The following is an 18885-nucleotide window of genomic DNA, read 5'->3' on the forward strand; positions in this document are numbered from 1 at the left end:
AGTATATTAGTGATTGTTTTTATTTGGGCAGAGGATTTAGCTGGCAATATTGGTAATAAGGGAAAATTACCATGGCATTTGCCAGCTGATCTAAAACATTTTAAAAGATTGACGGAAAATCATACTATAGTGATGGGTCGAAAAACTTTTGATAGTTTTCCGGGCTTACTTAAGAATCGACACCATGTGATTTTAACAACAGACGCAGAATTTACTAATTATTATAAAGATAATGATCAAATAACTATTTTTAATAGTTTAACTGATTTGCGTAAATGGCTTTTAAATGAGCAAAAAACTATATATATAATTGGTGGCTTTTCTTTATTTGATGCTTTAAAAGACATACCAGATCGATTAGAACAAACGATTATTCAAAATAGGTTTAAAGCTGATACTAAAATGGCAATTATTGATTATAATAGGTATAAGTTAATAAATAGAGAAGATTTTTGTAAAGATACTAAAAATAAATATAACTATAGTTTTTTAACATATGTTAGGTTGTAAGTTAGTATTTTTGATAAGTAAGGAGATACTATGTCTAATACAGTGAAAATTAATGGTAGCAATAAAGAATATACATTAAGTTCAAATATCAAGATATATGCATTAATTGATGCAGGATTTAAAAAAACAGTGAATGGTAATTATACCTATGAGCACCCTTTATATAAAGATTCTCCATATAATGCTACTGCTAAATTGAAAATGACTATTAATAAAGAGTTAAATCATTTAACTATGGTAGTAACAGATATAAATGGGTTAACTAAAGTAAATATTTTTAAAAACAAGCAGTTGGTATCTATGGTCGAATTACTACAATTTGTTTTGAAAGATTTGGAAGAAAAAGAAATTATAGTAGAAAATTAAGGGGAACATAATGACAGATAACAGTCATATTAGAGTCGTTGTTGGTATGAGTGGTGGAGTTGATTCATCAGTATCTGCACTTTTATTAAAAGAACAAGGGTATGATGTAGTAGGTGTCTTCATGAAAAATTGGGACGATACTGATGATTCTGGTGTTTGTACTGCTACAGAGGATTTTGAAGATGTTAAACGAGTTGCGGATAAGATAGGGATACCATATTATTCTATTAATTTTGAAAAGGAATATTGGAATAAGGTATTTGAATATTTTTTAAGTGAATATAAAAGAGGACGTACCCCTAATCCAGATATTATGTGCAATAAGGAGATAAAATTTAAATCTTTTTTAGATTTTGCAATGAAATTAGATGCCGATTATATTGCCATGGGTCACTATGCGAAAACTGTTACTGATAAAAATGGTGTAGTCCATATGATGAGACCAAAAGATGGTAATAAAGATCAAACATATTTTTTAAGTCAGGTAACTCAGGAGCAATTGAAAAAGGCAATTTTCCCTTTAGCTGATTTAAGTAAACCGCAAGTTAGAATGATAGCAGAACAAGCTGGCTTAGCTACAGCCAAAAAGAAAGATTCTACAGGTATTTGTTTTATTGGCGAAAGAAATTTCAAAAACTTCCTCAGTGAATTTTTACCAGCTATGGGCGGTAATATTGTAACTTCAGACGGTCGTATTGTTGGTAAACATAGTGGTCTTATGTATTATACTATTGGGCAACGTTCTGGCTTAGGATTAGGCGGGAATCAAAGTTCATGTGCACCATGGTTTGTTGTGGGCAAGAATTTACAAAAAAACGAATTGATTGTAGAACAAGGATATGATAGTGACTTATTATATGCATCTAGTTTAGATGCCAGTGAAGTCTCATTTTTTACTGGTTTGCCTTCTAATGATACTACGATTCATTGCACTGCAAAATTCAGATATAGACAACCAGATGTTGCAGTTACAATGAATTATAATAAGGCTAATAATACTGTTCATGTTGAATTTGATGAATTGGCAAGAGCAGTGACTCCTGGTCAAGCAATAGTCTTTTATGATGGCGAAGAATGTTTAGGTGGTGCTATCATTGATAAGGCATATAGAGGTAATCATCAATTGCAATTAATATAAGGTTATTTTTAGTTATCGAGGAATAGGTATGCAATTATATTTTGTCAGACATGGTAAAACAGAATGGAATTTAGAGGGTAGGTATCAGGGATGCCATGGTAATTCTCCTTTGTTACCCGAAAGTTATGAAGATATTAAACGGTTATCTCTTTTTTTAAAGGATACGAAATTTGTAGCTTTTTATGCTAGTCCTTTGGAGCGTGCATTGCAAACCGCATTAAAGATTAAAGAAAATATGAATATAGATGTTCCTGTGATTGCAGATAATCGATTGCGTGAATTTGATTTGGGAGAATTGGAGGGAATGAAATTTTCCGAAGCTGAGAGATTATATCCTGATCAAATTAAGGCATTTAGATATGAACCTGACTTGTATGATCCTCGTAAATTTCATGGTGAGAGTTTTAGTCATATGATTAAGCGAGGAAAACTGTTGATTGACGAAATAACTTCTAAGTATAGTGGCAATAATGATAAGGTTCTTTTAGTAAGTCATGGTGCTGCTTTATGTGCATTGATTAGAAGTTTGGAAGGTTATCGATTAGCTGATTTGCGTAAGCGTGGAGGTTTAATTAATACTAGTTTAACTATTTTAGAAACTAAAGATAGTATTAATTTTAATGAATTAAGATGGAATGAGACATCTTATTTAGGAAGAAAAATTACTAGTAGAGATTCAATATAATGAATAAGAAAATAAGAAAAGTATTACCATCAAATAAGCAAGAAGCGTACATTCATTCGTTGATTTGTAAAATAGATGCAGCTCCGAGTGATGTAAATAATTATTTAGAATTATCTACATATTTGATAGAAAATAATTCTCCAGAACAGGCTTTGGAATTGTTGCAAAAGGCTAAAGCATGTACTAATGATGATACCTCGTCGCTGGACTACAATATTGCCATTTGCTTTTATATGCTAGGGGATTATCAAGCTGCTGGTAAAATTTTAGATAGCATGCCTAATAATGATGCGACTCTTTATCAAAAAGCCCTAGTTGCAATAAAAAGTGGTCAGTATGCTAAAGCTTTGGCGTATGCTATTACTATTAAAAAACCTAGTATGCGTACATATGAATTAATAGGAGATTGCTGGTTAAGTCAGGGTAAGTTAGTCGAAGCAAGATTAGAGTATAAAAAGATAGAGGCCTCGATACGATCGGCTAAGATTAATTTTTTATTGGGTGTTACCTACTTTCCTGAAGATAGAGCTGAAGCAGAAAAATATTTTGAACGTTCGAAAAAGCAGGATGAAAAATATTTTTATTCAGCTAAGAAACAATATAATTCGATTGTTAATATGATTAAAAAATAAGATTTAATATATTTCTTAGGAGTTAATATGGCAGAATTACAGTTAATAGGAATGGTAGAGGGAATTATTTATGAAAACAATGAAGAATTGTTTAAAATATTGGATGTTCATATAATTCGAAAAATAGCTGGATATGATCATGATTCTATTAGAGTTATGGGTAATTTCGGAGAGATGGATCTGTCAATTCGATATAAGTTTGTAGGTGAAATAATTGAGCATTCAAAATTTGGTATGCAATTTAAGGCTAAAAGTTATCAAGCCATAATGCCTGCGGAATATAATGCGATTGTAGATTATTTAGCTTCAGATAAATTTGCAGGAATAGGAAAAAAAACAGCTGAAAAAATAGTTTCACAATTGGGGGAAGATCTTTTTACCAAAATTAAAGATAATAACAAGGTTGTAGAAGATCTAAAATTAACAGATAAGCAACGTCAAAGCTTGTTAAATGGAATTTTGCATATGGATCAATTGGGTGAGATATTAACTCAAGCGGTGCAATATGGGATTAATAAAAGTATTATTACTGATTTGTATAATAAATATAAAGGTGAGACATTATCCAAGATAGAAGAAGATCCATATGCTTTAATTGCTGAAACACGTGGCTATGGTTTTAAAATTGCAGACAGTATTGCAAATAAATTAGGCTTTAAAGCGGATGATAGCAGGCGTCTAAAGGGTGCACTTATGCAGGTATTATTAGATTCGGCTCTAAAAGATGGAAATACATATCTTTTGATGGATAAGTGGCTAGAAAATACTAGTAAATTGCTTTATATAGATGATTTCGATCTGCTAGCTAATGAAGTCAATAATTTAAAAAAAGATAACAAAGTAGTCATATTTGATGATAAAGTATCTTTAACAAATATGTATACGATAGAAAAAGATATTGCTAATGATTTAAAAAGAATTAGTGATAGCAATAAAAGGGATATACCATATCTAGATGACGACTTAAATTCTGCTATTAAGCACGTTGAACAAAAGTTTGATATAAGTTACGATGATACGCAGAAAAAGGCTATAAAAACAGCATTGAATAATTCAATTTCTATTCTGACTGGTGGACCTGGTACGGGAAAAACAACTATTATTAGAGGTATTTTAGCTACTTTGCAGGAAATTGAAAAAATTCCAAATGATGTCCTTTATACTGATGATCCTCCTTTTTTATTAGCAGCTCCAACTGGTAGAGCTGCAAAAAGAATGTCCGAATTAACAGGTATAGATGCTAAAACTATACATCGCTTATTAGGATTAGGCATATCTGATTTAAATCAAGAAAATATGAATGAACTAAATGGAGAAATTTTAATTGTAGATGAAATGTCTATGGTTGATATGTTTTTATTTAAGAATTTAGTTAGTTCCATTTTTCAACTAAAACATATTGTATTTGTTGGTGATAAAGATCAATTACCTTCAGTAGGGCCTGGAAACATTTTTAGTGATCTGATAGATTCTAGTGCTTTTCCTACAACAAAATTAAGTATGATACATCGACAGAGTGATGATTCATATATTGTCGATCTTGCACATAAGATTAATCAGAATAATGCTCAAGCAAATATATTTACTAAAACGCCTAATTATTCCTTTATATCTTGCAATCCTAATAGTATTGCTGATGCTATAGAAAAGATAGTTGATATTGCATTAGAAAAGGGCTTTTGTGCTGATGATATTCAAGTTTTGACAGCTATGTATAATGGTGTAAGTGGTATAAATAGCTTAAATGATTTGTTACAGAATATAATGAATCCTGCTAAGATTGATTCCAAAAAAGTAGAAGTGCATAATGAAATTTTTAGAATAGGTGATCGTGTCTTACAATTACAAAATAATCCTGAAAAAGAAATTTATAATGGGCAAATCGGTAAAGTAGTTGGTATTGATGATTCACAAAAATCGGCCAAATTGATTGTTAGATTCGATGATCGCGAAGTAATGCTTACATCTAATGATTTATCAGATTTAACAAGAGCATATGCTATTACTATTCATAAATCACAAGGTTCTGAGTTTCCACTGGTTATCTTAGCATTAACGATGCAAAATTATATTATGTTAAAGAAGAATTTATTGTATACTGCGATTACCCGTGCTCAACAAAATTTGGTTATGATTGGTGAAGAACAAGCATATCAAATGGCATTAAAAACTGAAGGCAATGATCGACAAACTGATTTGTGTAGTAAAATTCAGTGTATATTCAATAAAAATGATATTGAGTTACAAGAAAATGAGATTGATAATGCTGATAATCATTCTGAAAATTATATTTTAACGCCTGATTTGATATATTCTAATAAAATTGATCCAATGATTGGTATGGAAGATGTTCGATTGAGTGATATATAAAAAAAGCAACTGCGAGTTATTTTGCAATTGCTTTTTTATTACTTCTTTTCAATAATCATAGGTAAAATCATAGGACGACGTTCTGTTCTGGAATATAGAAAATCTTGTAAAGTTTCAATAATATTCTTTTTTAACTCACGCTCATCAGATTTAGTTTCTTTGGCCATTTCTACTCTTAGTAGGTGATATATATGCTTTTGTGCAGCGGTAATTAAGTCAGTTGATTCACGCATATAAACGAAACCACGACTTAAAATATCAGGACCTGCAAGAACTCGTTGATGCTGATAATCAATCGTAGCGACCACTACCACTAAGCCTTCTTCTGCAAGTATTTTACGGTCATGAACTACTATGTCACCAACTTCAGATGTGCTAGAAGTATCAACGAAAACATCTGGTATTTGTATTTTTCCAGCTATTCTAGAACTAGTCTTTGTTAACGCTAGTACATCACCATTTTCAAGTACAAAAGTATGATCCTTAGCCATTCCTGTAGCTTGGGCAGTTTCTGTATGTATTACTTGCATACGATATTCACCATGTACAGGGATGAAGTACTCAGGCTTAGTTAGCTCGATCATCATTTTTTGTTCTTCTTGACCACCATGTCCAGAAGTATGAACATTGTGTATTTTTCCGTGCACAACATCAGCACCAGCTTCATATAATTTGTTAATCAAATGGTTAACACTAGTGGTATTTCCTGGTATTGGATTTGAAGAAAAGATAACAGTATCGCCTGGTTTAATACTAATCTGTCTATGTGAACCGTCGGCAATTCTAGAAAGTGCTGCTAAGGGTTCACCTTGCGAACCTGTACATAATATCATAGCCTTCTCAGGAGGTAATTTATTAATTTCAGATGCTTCAACAATTGTACCTTCAGGTATATCAAGATAACCCAAATCTATACCATTTTGAATACCATTCTCCATAGAACGACCAAATATAGCCACTTTGCGTCCGGTAGCTACAGCAGCTTTAATCGCAGTAGATACACGATACAGATTTGAAGCAAAAGTAGCGAAAATAATACGTCCTTTAATACCCGTTATAATATTATGCAGGGATTTTGCAACAAATCGTTCAGATTTTGTGAATGTAGCTACTTCTGCATTGGTTGAATCAGAAAGTAAGGCAAGTACGCCTTCTTCTCCTAGTTTAGCCATTTTTTGAAAATCCGGTGCTGGTTGATCCATTACTGGTGTAAGGTCAAATTTAAAATCGCCAGTGAAGATAACAGTACCTTGTGGTGTATGAACAGCAATTCCTAATGTATCAGGAATAGAGTGTGTTGTTCTGAAAAAGGTTACAGACAATTTTGAAAATTGTAGAACTGTATCTTCGTATTCTTCATGTAGCACACTATTTTTTAAAATACCATGTTCATCCAATTTACCCCTTATTAATGCAAGTGCGAAAGGAGTGGCATATACAGGTATTTCTGGTATTTTTTTGAGTAAAAATGGAATCCCACCAATATGATCTTCGTGTCCATGTGTAACCACTAAGGCTTTTATTTTTTCTCTGTTTTTAATCAAATATGAATAGTCAGAAATGATATAGTTAATTCCCATTTCACCATCTTCAGGGAATTTGATTCCGCAATCCATTATGATAATTTCATCTTGGTATTGTACACAATACATGTTTCGACCAATTTCGCCTAATCCCCCTATGGCGAAAATGCCTACTTCATCATTTTTTAATTTCAAGATTTTAATTAATTATTTGATGGAAAAGTTGAAAGCTTAAAATCCGGACTTTGCTTTTCATAAGCAAGGGAATTGCCCGTTAATTCTTGGATAAACTCAATGTTGTAGGGGGTGTTGTCTTCAACCAATTTGCGAGCTTCAACTAAATTATCTGCTTTTAAATATAAAGTTTGTGTTGTTTCTCTTCTTGGATTAACAATCTGGTCTTTTTGATATAAAACTTTGTAGATCATTATGTAATCTCCTTTTTAATTTTAATAAACGTCTAAATGTTGGATAAAACCAACAGCTAACAAAATTTTATCATAAATGTATAAATAAGTATACAAATTAAGCTTAAACAAAGAGCTGCCTCAAGCAGCTCTTTGTTTAAGAAATTACAACAGTGTCTTCATCTAATGAAAACGGATTTTTCTTGTCAATACGATCGTAGAATAAATGACCATTTAAATGATCAATTTCATGTGAAGCAACGATTGCGGGATATCCTTTGAGAGATATTTGCTTTTGCTCGCCATCTACTGTCTGATATTTTATTTTTAATTTGTATGCTCGAGGTACATAGCCTTGAATATCTTTATCTACGCTTAAGCAACCTTCTCCTTCAGATAGGCAGGTACGTCTAACTGATTCTGAAATAATTTTTGGATTAACAAAAGTTTCTTTGAAGATAATATTGCCTTGGTCATCGGGAACTAGTAGGGCAGCCATTTGGACACTTTCACCTACTTGTGGTGCAGCTAATCCTACACCAGCTCTCAATTGATGCTTTTCAGCAATTTTGGGATCTTGAGAATTTATTAGATATTGCATCATATCTTCAGCTAGTTTTTTATACTTATCATTTAATGGAAAGGTTAGCTCTTTACCAACTTGTCTAAGTACATGATTGCCATCACGTACAATATCGTGCATGAGTATCAATGAAAAAATCTCCTTTTAAAAATTTTAATAAATATGTATATCAGATGATTATTATACAACAACCCTGTTGCAATATAAATAAAATATTTTTATGTGGTAAATGCTCATTTTATATTGACGTTTGCTAAATTTTTGTTTAAAATACCATAACGTAACTATAGTTAATGTAAAGCTTCATCGAAATGCATGATTTTTATTAGCTGTGACTGGAGTCACGGCTTTTTCGTTAGTTTTAGGGAGGAATATCTTTTGCAAAGAAGAGACGACATTAGAAATATTGCTATTATAGCCCATGTTGACCATGGTAAGACGACATTGGTTAATCAATTATTAAAGCAATCAGATACTTTACCGGAGCATATTCAAATAGCAGATAGAGCTATGGATTCCAATGCTATAGAGCGTGAGCGTGGTATAACTATTTTGTCCAAGAATACAGCTGTTAAGTACAAAAATACAACAATTAATATTTTAGACACACCTGGACACGCTGACTTTGGTGGAGAAGTTGAACGTATTATGCATATGGTTGATGGTGCATTGCTATTAGTTGATGCTTATGAAGGAACTATGCCACAAACGCGTTTTGTTTTGAAAAAAGCTTTGGAAGCCGGCGTAAAACCTATTGTTGTTATTAACAAGATTGATAGACCTGGTGCACGTCCAGCTGAAGTGCTAGATGAAGTATTAGAGTTGTTTATCGAATTAGGTGCATCTGATGATCAACTAGAATTTCCAGTTGTATATGCTAGTGCCCTTAATGGTACATCTTCGTATGAAGATGATCCAGCTAAGCAGGAACAAACTATGGCTCCTGTTTTTGAAACTATATGTAAAAATATACCAGCACCAGTTGATAATTCTGATGAATCATTACAATTTCAAATTACTATGTTAGATTGGGATGATTATGTAGGAAGAATTGGAGTTGGTAGAATTTACCGAGGAAAAGTAAAAGTCGGAGATAATATTACCGTTATGAAAATTGACGGTACTAAGCAAAACTTTCGTGTTACAAAATTATTTGGGTACTTTGGGTTAAATAGAAATGAAATCCAAGAGGCCAAAGCAGGGGATATTATTGCGATATCTGGTATTAATGATATTTTCGTTGGTGAAACAATTGCGTCTGCTGAGGATGCTGAAGCTTTACCGCCATTACATATTGATCCACCTACATTGCAAATGAATTTTGTAGCAAATGATTCACCATTTGCAGGCAAGGAAGGTACACAAGTTACTCCAAAGAAGTTGGAAGATAGATTGATTAAACAGACAAGAACCGATGTTTCTTTGAAAGTTGAATCAACCGATCAAATTAATTCTTGGACAGTTTCTGGTCGTGGAGAATTACACTTGTCTATTCTTGTCGAAGAATTACGTCGTGAAGGGTTTGAAATGCAATTGTCTCGTCCAAAAGTTATTTATCGTGAAATTGATGGACAGATGTGTGAGCCTTTTGAAGCTGTGCAAGTTGATACGCCTGACCAATATGTTGGTTCTGTAATTGATTCAATTTCTCAAAGAAAAGGAGAAATGAAAAATATGGAATCAACTGGTAATGGTCAAACCAGATTGGAATTTTTAGTACCATCTCGTGGATTAATAGGATATAACAACGAGTTTATGTCACAAACTGCTGGATATGGTATTCTTAACCATACTTTTGAAAAATATGGTCCTGTAATTAAGAATTGGGCACCAGGTCGTAGAAATGGAGCTTTAGTTTCTATTAACCAAGGTCCTTCAACTACATATTCTCTACAATCAGTTGAAGAACGTGGCCAATTATTTATTGGTGCGGGAGTTGAAGTTTATGAAGGAATGATTGTTGGTCAATCCTCAAGGGAACGTGATATAGCAGTTAATGTAACTAAGGGTAAAAACCTAACAAATACACGTGCAGCTGGTAAGGATCATGCTGCAGCAATTAAGACACCGAAAACATTAACCTTGGAAGAAGCTATTGAGTTCTTAAATGATGACGAGTATTGTGAAGTAACACCTCAGAGTATTAGACTACGTAAGAAAATCTTGAATACTAATGAACGTAAAAAAGCAGATAAAAAACGTGACAAAGATTAATATCTGATATTATACAAATTAAACACCGCACATGATAATGATTGACTGTGTGGTGTTTTTTTGAGTTAAGATATTCGTTACAATATAAATGATGTATGTTTAAGTGATATAATACAATAAATATGAGTTAGGGAGAATCGAGCATGAGACAGAAACTGAAATATTTAGATTATAGCATTCTAATACCATATTTGCTTTTATCCTTATTTGGTATTGTTATGATATATTCGGCCAGTTCGGATATTTTGTTAGTTAATGGATTTTCTCCAATGGTATATATGCGTAAGCAAATTATTAATTTTATACTTGCATTTTTTGCTTTGGGTGTACCATTTTTTACTATAAAATTAGAACTTTTAAAACGACTAAATTTTGTCTTTATTTTTCTTGTTATTGCTATAGCAATGTTATTTTTTCTAATCGTTTTAAAAATAGTATCTCATGGTCAAGCAGAAATTAATGGTGCTGTTGGTTGGATTAAAGTAGGGCCGATTAATGTGCAACCAGTTGAATTTGCAAAATTAGCATTAATATTTTATTTGGCTTTTGTTTTATCTAAGAAAGATGGATATTTAATACCAGGTAAAATTATTGAAAATTTAAAGAAACCGACTATGTTAGTTGGGTTAATGTTGTTTTTAACAATATTGGAACCTGATTTTGGTGGTACTTCTATTTTGTTTTTAATTGTTTGTATAATGTATTCAGTTTCAGGGATGCCCATTAAATATGCTGTAGGTGGGTTATTGATTTTGCTTTTTGCTGTATTAGCTATTGTGTTTCTTTTGTTACATTTTCAACCTGCTTTTATTACAAAATATTATCAATTTCAACGTTTATTGGCTTTTGCACATCCTTTTGAGTTAGAGAAAACTTCAGGAGGACAATTAGTTAACTCTTATTATGCGATTCATAATGGTGGTTTATTTGGCGTAGGAATAGGTAATTCTATGCAAAAAAGAGGATATTTGCCAGAACCGTATACTGACTTCATTTTGTCTATTATTTCAGAGGAATTAGGATCAATTGGTGGAATTGCCGTTGTAGCTATTTTATTCTTTTTGGTTTGGCGTATAACGGAAGTAGGATTACATACTCAAAATCAGTTCAATTCATTATTATGTTTTGGTATTGCAACAATTATATTTACAGAAACATTTTTTAATGTGGGTGCTGTATTAGGAATGTTACCAATAACTGGAGTTACGTTACCTTTTATATCATATGGTGGATCATCTATCATGGCATTGACTGCGGCAGTAGCTGTAGTTTTAAATATTGAAGCAAATGAAAAAATTATGCGTGCAAGAAAGGATATACTGAATGGGGTTAGTTTTTCAAGATAAAAATAAAGTTGAGCAAATAGGTGATCGAGTTGCTATCATAGTGTATCTTAATAAAAACTATGAAAAAAGTTTCTTATATAAATTCGGAAATCTAATCTACGCTTCCCAAAAAAACGATTATGCTATCATGTATATAAGTGAATCTAAAGCCCAAAAAATTATAACAATGCTGACTGAAAATAAATTTGTTAAATCGGTTGAAATTTCTAAATATAATGATTTAGATTTTTCTTCTGAACATACAACTGAGCTAATGAATAATTTAAAAACAACAGCAGAAAACAAGTTGAAGAATGGTGAGGAATTTTAATTTTGCGAATTATTTCTGGAAAATATGCTAGGAGAAACCTATTTACATTAAAAAGTAATTTAACTCGTCCTACGAGTGACAAAGTAAAAGAATCTTTATTTAACGCAATGGGTCAATTTTTTAATGGAGGTCGTGTACTAGATTTATATGCTGGTAGTGGTGCTTTAGGATTAGAAGCCGTTTCTAGGGGATATGATAGTGCAGTTTTTGTAGATATAAATTATGCAGCATGTGAAATCATTAAAAAAAATATTTTATTGACTAAAGAAAGAGAAAGATTTGAAATCTTTAAAAATAGTGATTTAAGAGCTATCAGTATTCTTGCATCTCGAAATTATCATTTTGATTTGGTGTTTTTAGATCCACCCTATGCTAAAGAAAAAATAATCAAGGTAATGAAAATTATGCTTGATGCAAATATTTTGAATGAAAAGGCATTGATAGTAGCAGAAACTGATGAAAATGTAGAGTTACCTGATGTAGAAGGTTATAGTTTAATAAATAGTCATCATTTAGGAAGAACTAAGTTTAAAATTTATGAAAGAAAATAATATGAGAAAAGCGATATTTCCTGGTAGCTTTGATCCACTGACAAATGGTCATGTAGAGACAGTTAATATTGCTACAACGATATTTGATAAAGTGTTTTTTGTTATTATGACCAACACTAATAAAAAATATTTATTTACTGAAGAGGAACGTTTGGAAATAGCTAAAACTGTTTTTAAAGATAATTCAAAAGTTGAAGTTATAGCTAGACCTCAAGAATTAGCTGTCGATGTCGCTATGAAATTGGGTGCCAATACGATTGTAAGAGGTTTACGTAATGATGCAGATTTTAATTATGAAAGGGAAATAGCAGCAATTAATAAAACTTTAGCACCACAATTGAATACAATATTATTGTTAACAGGACCGGAAAATAGTTTCATTTCTTCTACTATGATTAAGGAGACAGCAACTTTTGGTGGCGATATAACCAAACTTGTACCCGATATAGTGTCTGAAGCGTTAAAGAAGAAATTGAATAAATAATATGTTTAAAAAGAAAATTAATATAAAGGTAAAATTTCTTATTATCGGGTTTTGTTTAGTAATTTTATTGATATTTTTTATTTGGCCAACCAATTATTACATTGAATCGCCTGGAGAAGTTGACAGAGTAAGTGATTATTTAGTTACAAAAGAAAATAAAGTAAGCCATAATTTATATTTAGTAACTGTTTATGGCCGCAAAGCTAATATGATTGATTATTTGCTATCTTTATTGCGTAGTGATGAATCACGATTTTATTCTAAAGAGATCATGGGCGATACAAATGATAATCAATATGATCAAATGCAAAAATGTTATATGAAATCTAGTCAAAATAACGCTATCTATATTGCAGCTAAATCAGCAGGAATGAAGTTTAAAATTCGTTATCAAGGTGTTAATGTTTTGGATGTTTTGCCTCAGTCACGATTTTATTCTAAGTTAAAAATTGGCGATATGATTATTAAAGTCAATAAAAAGAATATCCGATCGAGTGCAGCTTTGATTGAATATTTGAAAAAATATCCATTACATAAAAAACTAAAATTAACCATTTTGCGTAACAAAAAAGAAAAGCAGGTTGATGGTAAATTAATTAATATACCACGTCTTAAAAAACATGGTATAGGGATAACTTTGCTCGATAATACTGAGATTATAACGAAGACTCCTTTGAAAATTTGTACGCCTGACATTGGTGGACCTTCAGCAGGTCTTATGTTTACATTAGCATGTTATCAAGTATTTACACATAAAAGATTAAGTATGCATAAAAAAATCGTCGGTACTGGTACAATCGAAGCAGATGGTCATGTTGGTGCAATAGGTTGTATTAAGCAGAAAACGATAGCTGCTGCACGTGCAAATGCAGATATTTTCTTAGTACCAGCTGAACGCCTGCAAGGTGAGAAAAAATCACAAACTAATTATCAAATAGCATTGAAAACAGCTAAAAAGTTAAAGACGAAGATGAAAATTGTTCCAGTATATAATTTTAGGGATGCTATCAATTATTTAAAAAATAATAAATAAAAAAGACACAATTTTTCGTATATAAGTTACGAGGTGAAAATTGTGTTTTTTGATAAAATTAAGAAATTTTTGGATGAAAAAAAGACGATATGTGTTATTGGGGGATTAATATTATTTGGTATTTTTCTTTATTTTCAAGTAAGAGATGACAATATGATTGAAAATGAACCTTTGGTGCAACAAAATGCAAACCAAAAGAAAACTAATTCTGATAATAAACAGCATTCGTCACACAGTTCGAAATTTATAACTTGTGATATTTCAGGTGCAATTAATAAAAGCGGTGTATATACTTTGAAATCTGGTTCTAGGTTAAATGACTTGATTAAAAAAGCGGGTGGATTAAGATCAGATGCACAACTACGTGCAATTAATAGAGCACGTATTTTAAAAGATCAGGATCAGATTTATATTCCAGATAAAACAGAGAAGGTAGCTGATACAGCTGCCGAAGCAAATAATGTTAACTCTGATGATAAGCAAGATAAAATAAATATAAATACTGCTACTGCACAGGAATTACAAAAATTATCTGGTATTGGTCAAAAAAGAGCTGAACAAATTATTGAATGTCGTGAGCGTATAGGAGGATTTAAGTCTATTGATGATTTAAAACAAGTGTCAGGAATAGGTGTAAAAACTATTGAAAAGCTTAAACCACATCTCGTTTTATAATTTAAAAAATGGGCAATTATTCTTATTAGCACTGATTTTGGCTATAGAATCTATAGCACTATTTTTGGCAACAAATATTTGGCAAGTTTTAGTTTCGATTTTTTTTATAGCATATTTGTTATTTGTATTTTATTTTAAATTTAAAGAAGCTTTTTTAACCATACTTTGCATATTATTGGTTTTCTTTTTATGGGGCTCTTATAGAAAAAATATAAGTGAATATAAGAAGATAGATAGTCCAATTAAAGTGTATCCAGATAAATTATCTCATAGTGAAAATCTATATTTTGGTTGTGCAAAATATAAAAATAGTAATTTATATATAAGTATAAATTCTAATCAGCAATTCATTGAGAAATTTAAAAAAGGTATTCCTTTTTGGATAAAAGTTGATGATAGTAAAATTAATAGCTTAATGCCTAATACAGTTCCAGGACAGTTTAATTTTAAAAAGTGGGGCTTATGTAGAGAGATAAAACAACAAATTCAGATAAAACACTTCACAATTGTAAATAGAAAACCAAGTATATATGATTTGTTTTATTTGATACGTTATAAAATAAAAGAATATCTTAGTAAAATGCCACGTTTACTATCTTTTTTCTCACATGAGTTAATTTTGGCTGAAAATCCAGATAAAGTTAATAATAAAGATATTTTGAATAGTTATCGCAATTTAGGAGTTATTCATTTATTAAGTATTTCAGGTCTGCATGTTAGTCTATATACTATGATTATTAGTAAGTTTTGTTCTATAATAAAACGAACTGAAAGAGAGTGCTTTATCTTATGTACAGTAATATTATTCGTGGAACTTTTTTTATCTGCTTTTCAACCAGGCTTTTTTAGAGCGACTTTAACTTTTTTATTAAGTTCATTTTTTAAAAGTAAAAAAATACCTTTAAGTTTGTTAGATATATTATCATTAGTTTTTATATTTCATTTGTTTTTGCAACCTTCATTGTTATTAAATGTTGGTGCTATTTTATCTTATTTATTGGTAGTTGCAATAATAGCGACCAAAAAATATTCAATGATAATGCAAAATATTTTTGTTAATCTAGCTATTTTGCCAATTTTGTTGCATTATTTTTTTCAGATGAATATTCTAACGATTATATTTAACTTCCTTATTGTACCAATTTTTAATTTTGTTTTATTGCCGATAACTTTTATAAATTTAGTTACGTTTGCTATTATCCCGAAGTTATCTTTTTTATTTGAAATGATAATGCAAACAATAACTAAGGTTATAGAAACGGTAGCACGTGCTAAAATTGGAATAATTATATTTGGACAAATAAATTGGTGGCAAACTATACTTTTGTTGATATTAACGTTTATATTAATCATTAAACCTAAAATGATTTTATTTAAATTACGTATCTACTATTGGCTATCTTTAGGGTATCTGCTATTTTTCATTTTGATACATTTTCCGCTCTATTCGCAAGTTGCTTTCATTGATGTTGGGCAGGGTGATAGCATTTTAATTACTACACCTCTCAATCGCAAATGTTATTTAATAGATGTAGGAGGAAAAGTTAATTTCGGTAAGAAAGGTAATAGCGGAATATCGCAAACTGAAAAAATATTATTACCATTTTTGTATTCTCAAGGAATTAATAAAATAGATGGTATTTTTTTGTCTCACCAAGATGCTGACCATGTTGGAAATTTGCGAGATCTTTTAAGTTATATAAGAGTTAAAAAAATATATTTAGGTGATGGGTTATTGGATAATAATTCTTTTAAAAGACGGATAGCTGGAAAAGTAGCACATACTAAGTTAATTAATTTGTTAGCAGGTAATTTAGTTCAAGAAGCAAATATTAAATTTCATATTCTTTACCCTTTTGAAAAATCGGTTGGTAAGAATGAAGATTCTTTAAGTTTGATGTTTAACCTATCAGGTGATAATTGGATTTTTACTGGTGATCTTGATCGTGCAGGTGAGGTCAAAATTATTAATAACTTTAATATTAAAGCTGATTATATTAAATTAGGCCATCATGGCAGTAGAACAGCGACTGATCCTAAGTATTTACGGCAAATAAGACCAAAGTTAGCAATTATTTCTTCTGGTAGAAATAACCGTTTTGGTCATCCTCATGCGGAAACGCTGAAAACATTAAATGAATGTAAAATTCCATATTTGAATACGCAAGATAATGGTACAATCATATTTAGACATTATTTATGGAATAAGAAAACAATTAAGACATGTTTCAACAAGGGTAGGTTATGACATTAATATCATTATTTAAACAATCTAATAAAGATAAAAACCATCTTTTAATTTATGGTACCAATGATTTACTTAATAATTACATAATGACAGATTTTGTTAAACAAAAACAATTTAGCAATTACGATCTTATATATGTTGATGTTTTAGAATCTGGGATAGATGGATTAATTGCCACAATTAGTGAGTCCTCATTATTTAGTTTGCAAAGGCTAATTATTGTTAAAAATCCAATATTTTTGAGTACTAAATTTGTAGTTAAGGATTCTAAACAATTAGAAAAATTAAAGCAGTTAATTGATAATTTATCTATTTTAGATGATTTGATAGTTTTTGTGGCTAATTATGAAAAAATTGATAAACGTAAAGCTATTGTTAAGTTGTTAATTAAAAATGTAAATGTTGTCGAAACCAATTTTAAAGCTCAAGAAGTGGCTAAAATTTTGAAATCTATTGCTGCTGCAGAAAAAATAAAATTTATTGGGGATGCATTTACGGAATTAATTAAGCGAAGTGACAATGTTTTTTCGCTAGCTTTAAATAATTATTTAAAATTAAAAAATATTGTTGAAGGTAAAGAAATATTACCTGAAGTTGTTAAAAGTAATATCGATCAGTCTTTATCTGAAAATGTTTTTGAGATTATGACTGCTATCTTTAATAAAAATTATGTTGAAGCTAATCGTAGATTAGACGACCAAATCAATAATGGACTGACACCGATTGCATTATTAGCAATTTTTGAGAGCCAGTTGGAATTTTTATTGTGTGTTAAGATTTTACAAAAAAGAGGATGGATTAAAGATCAAATTGTTGATGAATTAGACGCCAATCCTTATAGAATATATTATGCTTTAAACAACAGGTTAGATATTACTCGTCTAAAGCAGAGTATTAAGTATGCGATAAAATTAGATTATGGATATAAAAATGGTACTTATACAGGTGAATCCTTTTTAAAAGTATATCTATTAAACATATAAAAAAAACAGATAATATCAATATATTATCTGTTTTTTTAGTACCATCTAAATTATTTAGCTACTTTCTTAGTTAAACGTGACTTATCACGATTAGCCTTATTCTTAGAAATAAGACCTTTAGAAGCTGCTTTATCAAGAGCTCTAGCTGCTTCAATATGCAAATCATTTACGTTATCTGCATTAGCTGCAACAGCTTCTTTAAACTTTCTAACTTGTGTTCTTAACTTACTTAAGTCAGATGCATTACGCTTATTAGCCTTATCACTAGTAATTACACGTTTAATTGCTGATTTAATTTGTGGCATCAAAATCACCTCGATTAAATATAGGTTTACTTGTTAATTGTACTAAATAGTTAAGTATGGTGCAAGAAAAAATATACTTGCATTTCTAAAAAAAATTTAGTAACATAAATATTTGTTAGAACCATTAGCGCTGTTAAGCGGTGCCATCGCTCAACGTTGTTAATGGCATTTTATAATTGAGAGGTATTTATTATGGCAATTACAAAGGAAAAGAAAGATCAATTAGTTAAAGAATTTGCACGTCATGAAGGCGATACAGGTTCAGCAGAAGTGCAAATCGCATTGTTGACTGAAGATATCAACAATCTTAATGATCATTTAAAATTGAACAAGCAAGATCACCATTCATATGTTGGTTTGTTGAAGAAGATTGGTCACCGTCGTAACTTACTTCGTTATTTGAAGGGTAAGGATATTCAACGTTACCGTGATTTGATTACTAAGTTAGGTTTACGTCGTTAATACATGAATAATATAAGTCTAATAATCATCGTCATTGATGTTATTGGACTTTTTTGTTTG

At 30.7% G+C, this 18885-nt stretch carries 20 protein-coding genes; 16 read left to right on the forward strand and 4 right to left on the reverse strand.

All coding sequences use genetic code 11. The features are described from left to right. Nucleotides 1–9 precede the first annotated feature (9 nt). From G6Z82_RS02850 to recD2, 6 genes are read left to right on the forward strand one after another with little or no spacing between them, the layout of a single operon-like run. Entirely contained in the window at nt 10–510 is a 501-nt protein-coding gene (locus tag G6Z82_RS02850; RefSeq protein ID WP_102215186.1) for a dihydrofolate reductase, read from the forward strand. Nucleotides 511–540: 30 nt separating this feature from the next. Beyond that, nucleotides 541–876, forward strand: coding sequence for a hypothetical protein (locus G6Z82_RS02855; RefSeq protein ID WP_006730032.1), 336 nt, complete (start codon nt 541–543; stop codon nt 874–876). Nucleotides 877–886: 10 nt separating this feature from the next. After that, nucleotides 887–2014: a tRNA 2-thiouridine(34) synthase MnmA gene (gene mnmA, locus G6Z82_RS02860; protein WP_006736520.1), complete on the forward strand. Its 1128-nt coding sequence runs from the start codon at nt 887–889 to the stop codon at nt 2012–2014. A gap of 28 nt (nt 2015–2042) precedes the next feature. Continuing rightward, nucleotides 2043–2699 carry a histidine phosphatase family protein gene (locus G6Z82_RS02865; protein ID WP_006730030.1) on the forward strand — a complete coding sequence of 219 codons (657 nt, stop codon included), beginning with the start codon at nt 2043–2045 and terminating at the stop codon, nt 2697–2699. Next, complete coding sequence (locus G6Z82_RS02870; protein WP_006730710.1) at nt 2699–3331, forward strand: tetratricopeptide repeat protein; 633 nt, start codon at nt 2699–2701, stop codon at nt 3329–3331. Before G6Z82_RS02865 ends, G6Z82_RS02870 begins: the two co-directional genes overlap by 1 nt. A gap of 27 nt (nt 3332–3358) precedes the next feature. Beyond that, complete coding sequence (recD2, locus tag G6Z82_RS02875; protein WP_164785777.1) at nt 3359–5701, forward strand: SF1B family DNA helicase RecD2; 2343 nt, start codon at nt 3359–3361, stop codon at nt 5699–5701. Between the two features lie 38 nt (nt 5702–5739). Here the strand turns inward: recD2 and rnjA are convergent, their stop codons facing one another. The 3 genes from rnjA to def form a co-directional block, all read right to left on the reverse strand. Then, nucleotides 5740–7419, reverse strand: a complete 1680-nt coding sequence (gene rnjA / locus G6Z82_RS02880) for a ribonuclease J1 (RefSeq protein ID WP_006730027.1) — start codon at nt 7417–7419, stop codon at nt 5740–5742. Between the two features lie 8 nt (nt 7420–7427). Beyond that, on the reverse strand, nt 7428–7652 hold the full coding sequence (locus tag G6Z82_RS02885) for a DNA-dependent RNA polymerase subunit epsilon (RefSeq protein WP_006730026.1): 225 nt from the start codon (nt 7650–7652) through the stop codon (nt 7428–7430). A gap of 136 nt (nt 7653–7788) precedes the next feature. Next, nucleotides 7789–8343 carry a peptide deformylase gene (gene def / locus G6Z82_RS02890; protein ID WP_006734105.1) on the reverse strand — a complete coding sequence of 185 codons (555 nt, stop codon included), beginning with the start codon at nt 8341–8343 and terminating at the stop codon, nt 7789–7791. Nucleotides 8344–8592: 249 nt separating this feature from the next. On the opposite strand from def, the gene typA reads away from it, so the two are divergent. From typA to holA, 9 genes are all read left to right on the forward strand, one after another. Continuing rightward, on the forward strand, nt 8593–10428 hold the full coding sequence (typA, locus tag G6Z82_RS02895; RefSeq protein WP_006731691.1) for a translational GTPase TypA: 1836 nt from the start codon (nt 8593–8595) through the stop codon (nt 10426–10428). A gap of 143 nt (nt 10429–10571) precedes the next feature. Then, complete coding sequence (locus tag G6Z82_RS02900; RefSeq protein WP_006736525.1) at nt 10572–11774, forward strand: FtsW/RodA/SpoVE family cell cycle protein; 1203 nt, start codon at nt 10572–10574, stop codon at nt 11772–11774. Further along, entirely contained in the window at nt 11752–12084 is a 333-nt protein-coding gene (locus G6Z82_RS02905) for a DUF2129 domain-containing protein (RefSeq protein ID WP_006732886.1), read from the forward strand. Before G6Z82_RS02900 ends, G6Z82_RS02905 begins: the two co-directional genes overlap by 23 nt. A gap of 2 nt (nt 12085–12086) precedes the next feature. Then, nucleotides 12087–12635 (forward strand): 16S rRNA (guanine(966)-N(2))-methyltransferase RsmD, encoded by a 549-nt coding sequence (rsmD, locus tag G6Z82_RS02910; RefSeq protein WP_009310260.1) that lies wholly within the window; start codon nt 12087–12089, stop codon nt 12633–12635. 1 nt (nt 12636) lies between these two features. Then, entirely contained in the window at nt 12637–13119 is a 483-nt protein-coding gene (coaD, locus tag G6Z82_RS02915; RefSeq protein WP_006730720.1) for a pantetheine-phosphate adenylyltransferase, read from the forward strand. Nucleotide 13120: 1 nt separating this feature from the next. Further along, nucleotides 13121–14152, forward strand: a complete 1032-nt coding sequence (locus tag G6Z82_RS02920) for a SepM family pheromone-processing serine protease (RefSeq protein WP_009310262.1) — start codon at nt 13121–13123, stop codon at nt 14150–14152. 42 nt (nt 14153–14194) lie between these two features. Continuing rightward, a complete protein-coding gene (locus G6Z82_RS02925; protein WP_006730728.1) occupies nt 14195–14827 on the forward strand; it encodes a helix-hairpin-helix domain-containing protein in 633 nt (210 codons plus the stop codon). Beyond that, nucleotides 14796–17075: a DNA internalization-related competence protein ComEC/Rec2 gene (locus tag G6Z82_RS02930; protein ID WP_164785778.1), complete on the forward strand. Its 2280-nt coding sequence runs from the start codon at nt 14796–14798 to the stop codon at nt 17073–17075. The genes G6Z82_RS02925 and G6Z82_RS02930 overlap by 32 nt, the downstream gene beginning before the upstream one ends. Then, nucleotides 17072–18058, forward strand: coding sequence for a DNA polymerase III subunit delta (gene holA / locus G6Z82_RS02935; RefSeq protein ID WP_006730016.1), 987 nt, complete (start codon nt 17072–17074; stop codon nt 18056–18058). The genes G6Z82_RS02930 and holA overlap by 4 nt, the downstream gene beginning before the upstream one ends. 50 nt (nt 18059–18108) lie before the next feature. Here holA and rpsT read toward each other — a convergent pair whose 3' ends face one another. Further along, on the reverse strand, nt 18109–18363 hold the full coding sequence (gene rpsT / locus G6Z82_RS02940; protein WP_006730015.1) for a 30S ribosomal protein S20: 255 nt from the start codon (nt 18361–18363) through the stop codon (nt 18109–18111). A 192-nt stretch (nt 18364–18555) separates the two neighbouring features. On the opposite strand from rpsT, the gene rpsO reads away from it, so the two are divergent. After that, a complete protein-coding gene (gene rpsO / locus G6Z82_RS02945) occupies nt 18556–18825 on the forward strand; it encodes a 30S ribosomal protein S15 (RefSeq protein ID WP_006730014.1) in 270 nt (89 codons plus the stop codon). Nucleotides 18826–18885 lie beyond the last annotated feature (60 nt).

It is taken from the genome of Lactobacillus iners (genome assembly GCF_011058775.1).
Classification (GTDB): domain Bacteria; phylum Bacillota; class Bacilli; order Lactobacillales; family Lactobacillaceae; genus Lactobacillus; species Lactobacillus iners.

Excerpts from the sequence above, each read along its gene's own strand:
- G6Z82_RS02855 (WP_006730032.1), top strand. The coding sequence starts at position 541 with ATGTCTAATACAGTGAAAATTAATGGTAGCAATAAAGAATATACATTA.
- mnmA (WP_006736520.1), top strand. The coding sequence starts at position 887 with ATGACAGATAACAGTCATATTAGAGTCGTTGTTGGTATGAGTGGTGGA.
- G6Z82_RS02865 (WP_006730030.1), top strand. The coding sequence starts at position 2,043 with ATGCAATTATATTTTGTCAGACATGGTAAAACAGAATGGAATTTAGAG.
- G6Z82_RS02870 (WP_006730710.1), top strand. The coding sequence starts at position 2,699 with ATGAATAAGAAAATAAGAAAAGTATTACCATCAAATAAGCAAGAAGCG.
- recD2 (WP_164785777.1), top strand. The coding sequence starts at position 3,359 with ATGGCAGAATTACAGTTAATAGGAATGGTAGAGGGAATTATTTATGAA.
- G6Z82_RS02885 (WP_006730026.1), bottom strand. The coding sequence starts at position 7,652 with ATGATCTACAAAGTTTTATATCAAAAAGACCAGATTGTTAATCCAAGA.
- G6Z82_RS02900 (WP_006736525.1), top strand. The coding sequence starts at position 10,572 with ATGAGACAGAAACTGAAATATTTAGATTATAGCATTCTAATACCATAT.
- G6Z82_RS02905 (WP_006732886.1), top strand. The coding sequence starts at position 11,752 with ATGGGGTTAGTTTTTCAAGATAAAAATAAAGTTGAGCAAATAGGTGAT.
- coaD (WP_006730720.1), top strand. The coding sequence starts at position 12,637 with ATGAGAAAAGCGATATTTCCTGGTAGCTTTGATCCACTGACAAATGGT.
- G6Z82_RS02920 (WP_009310262.1), top strand. The coding sequence starts at position 13,121 with ATGTTTAAAAAGAAAATTAATATAAAGGTAAAATTTCTTATTATCGGG.
- holA (WP_006730016.1), top strand. The coding sequence starts at position 17,072 with ATGACATTAATATCATTATTTAAACAATCTAATAAAGATAAAAACCAT.
- rpsT (WP_006730015.1), bottom strand. The coding sequence starts at position 18,363 with ATGCCACAAATTAAATCAGCAATTAAACGTGTAATTACTAGTGATAAG.
- rpsO (WP_006730014.1), top strand. The coding sequence starts at position 18,556 with ATGGCAATTACAAAGGAAAAGAAAGATCAATTAGTTAAAGAATTTGCA.